Source organism: Deltaproteobacteria bacterium (assembly GCA_005879535.1).
Taxonomy (GTDB): domain Bacteria; phylum Myxococcota; class Myxococcia; order Myxococcales; family 40CM-4-68-19; genus 40CM-4-68-19.
This window is the reverse complement of sequence record VBKI01000018.1, coordinates 1-2,519: the sequence shown is the minus strand read 5'-3', so window position 1 is coordinate 2,519 and position 2,519 is coordinate 1. Positions and strand designations below refer to the sequence as shown.

The 2,519-nt window shown below is 67.9% G+C and carries 2 protein-coding genes; one reads left to right on the top strand and one right to left on the bottom strand.

Translation table 11 applies throughout. The features are described from left to right. Window positions 1-189, bottom strand: a 189-nt coding sequence (locus E6J58_01050; protein TMB43244.1) for an HAD-IIB family hydrolase, incomplete at its 3' end; no start/stop codon positions are given. Between the two features lie 14 nt (window positions 190-203). Between E6J58_01050 and lon the strand changes: the two genes are divergently transcribed. Next, window positions 204-2,519, top strand: a 2,316-nt coding sequence (gene lon / locus E6J58_01045) for an endopeptidase La (GenBank protein TMB43243.1), incomplete at its 3' end; no start/stop codon positions are given.

Genomic DNA, 2,519 nt, shown 5'->3' with positions numbered 1-2,519 from the left:
GACCACCAGGTCGAAGAGATCGAATCGATCGAACACCGTTTGCAGGTCCTGGAGCTCGCGTCCCGTCACGAGCACGGCACGGCGCCCGCTCTTTCGGAGGCGCTCCACCGCCGCGATCGATTGCGGCCGCACCGTCCCTTGCTCGGCCAGCGTGCCGTCGTAATCGGTGGCCAGAGCCAGGTAACGCACGCGCACAATCTGCGATGCGCACTCGTCGTGTACAACGGTGGTCAGACCACGTGCGGACGCTCTTCCGCCCGTCCAGCGAGTCCGCTCCCCAGCTCGAATCCCGCCGTCCGGCTGCGCATCTTAAGCGCTGCCGGGAGGGTGTTGCCTCGGTAATCCGCAAAATTTTGAAATTCGCGACTCGTTTGACACGGGTTTTGCAACCCTTACGTTCGTGCACGATGGAGGAGAAGACATTGCCACTCGAACTGCCGGTGTTCGTCCTGGAAGATGCCGTGCTGTTGCCGGGGGCGGTGGCCCGACTGGACACCGATCCCAAGGGCGCTGCCGAGGCGCGCAAGCTCGCGCGGTCGGCGGAGAAGCGCGTCGTGGTCGCGCTCAGCGCCGAGAGCGAGCTTGGGATACAGCCGATCGCTGCGCTCGCCCGCGTGGAAGGCGTCAGCCGCGACGGTGGGGTGATCGTCGCGGGGATCGGGCGCGTGCGCGTGCTCGGCTTCAAGGAAGCAGAGCCGCTTCCTTCGGCTCGCATCGAGGAAGTCATCGTGCCGGCGGCTTCAGGGACTGAAGTCGAGGCGCTGGCGATCGAGGCCCGGCGGCTCGCGCGCGACATCCTTGCCCTGCTTCCGGGCGTCCCTGCCCAGGTCGGGCAGGCACTCGACGGCATCGCCGATCCGGGCGCGCTCTCCGATCTGCTCACGCACCACGTTCCCGCGGATTCGTCCGCAAAGCAGAAGGTCCTGGAGACGATCGATCCGGTCGAGCGTCTGAGGCTGGTGGTCGACCTGCTCGCGCGGCGCCGCGAGGTGCTGAAGACCGCGCACGACATCGAAGGCGCGGTCCAGGCCAAGGTGTCGAAGGCCGAGCGCGATCACCTCCTGCGCAAGAAGCTGGAAGCGATCCAGACCGAGCTGGGCGAGGGGCCCGATTCGGACAGCGACGATCTGGGAAAGAAGCTGTCAGCGCTGAAGCTGCCGGAAGAGGTCCGGTCGCAGGTCGACAAGGAGCTCGCCCGGCTGAAGAAGCTGCCGGAGCAGTCTCCGGAGCGCTCCGTGTCGCGGTCCTGGCTGCAGTGGATTGCCGATCTGCCCTGGGGCATCGTCACGGAGGACAACCTGGACGTGGACAATGCCCGCCAGGTCCTCGACGCCGATCACCATGGTCTCCAGAAGGTGAAGAAGCGCGTGCTCCAGTTTCTCGCCGTCCGCAAGCTCCGCGGCGATCTGAAGGGGCCTATCCTCTGCCTGTCCGGGCCTCCCGGCGTGGGAAAGACCTCGCTCGGCCAGAGCATCGCCCGGGCGATGGGGCGCAAGTTCGTCCGCGTCTCGCTCGGAGGCATCCGTGACGAGGCGGAGATCCGGGGTCACCGGCGGACCTATGTCGGCGCGCTGCCGGGTCGCATCGTGCAGGCCCTGAAACGGGTGGGCACCGCGAATCCGGTGGTGATGCTCGACGAGATCGACAAGCTCGGCGCAGGCTACCAGGGCGACCCCTCGGCCGCGCTGCTCGAAGTCCTCGATCCGGAGCAGAACAAGGCCTTCGCCGACCACTACCTGGAGGTCTCCTTCGATCTCTCGAAGATCCTCTTCATCGCGACGGCCAACACGCTGGAGACCGTCCCTCCCGCGCTTCGGGACAGGATGGAAGTGCTCGAGCTCCCCAGCTACACCTCCGAGGAGAAGGCGGCCATCGCTCGCAGGCACCTGATGCCCAAGCAGCTCGAGGCGCACGGCCTTTCAGGTACGAGCGTCGAGCTGACCGATGCTGCGCTGGATCGCATCATCGCCGCGCACACGCGTGAAGCTGGCGTGCGCGCGCTGGAGAAGCGGCTGGCCGACGTCTGCCGCTCGCTGGCGGTCGAGAAGGCCGCCGGAACGCTGGTCGAGCCACGGCGCATCGACGTCGGCGAGATCGAGCCCATCCTCGGTCCGGACCGCTTCCAGCCCGAGGTCCGCGAGGACGCCGGCATGCCCGGCGTGGCTGCGGGCCTGGCCTGGACGCCCGTCGGCGGCGAGGTCCTGTACGTGGAGGCGCTGAGGATGCCCGGCAAGGGTCAGCTCATCCTTTCGGGTCAGCTCGGCGACGTGATGAAGGAGTCCGCCCGGGCAGCGCTCAGCTACGTGCAGGCCAATGCCGTGCAGCTTGGCGTCGCCGAGAAGCCGCTCGACGGTTTTGACGTGCACGTCCACGTCCCCGCGGGCGCTACTCCCAAGGACGGCCCGAGCGCCGGCGTGACGCTGTTCACCGCGCTGGTGTCGCTGCTCTCCGGCGTTCCGGTCCGCACCGACACCGCGATGACCGGCGAGGCAACCCTCCGCGGGCGCGTGCTGCCCGTC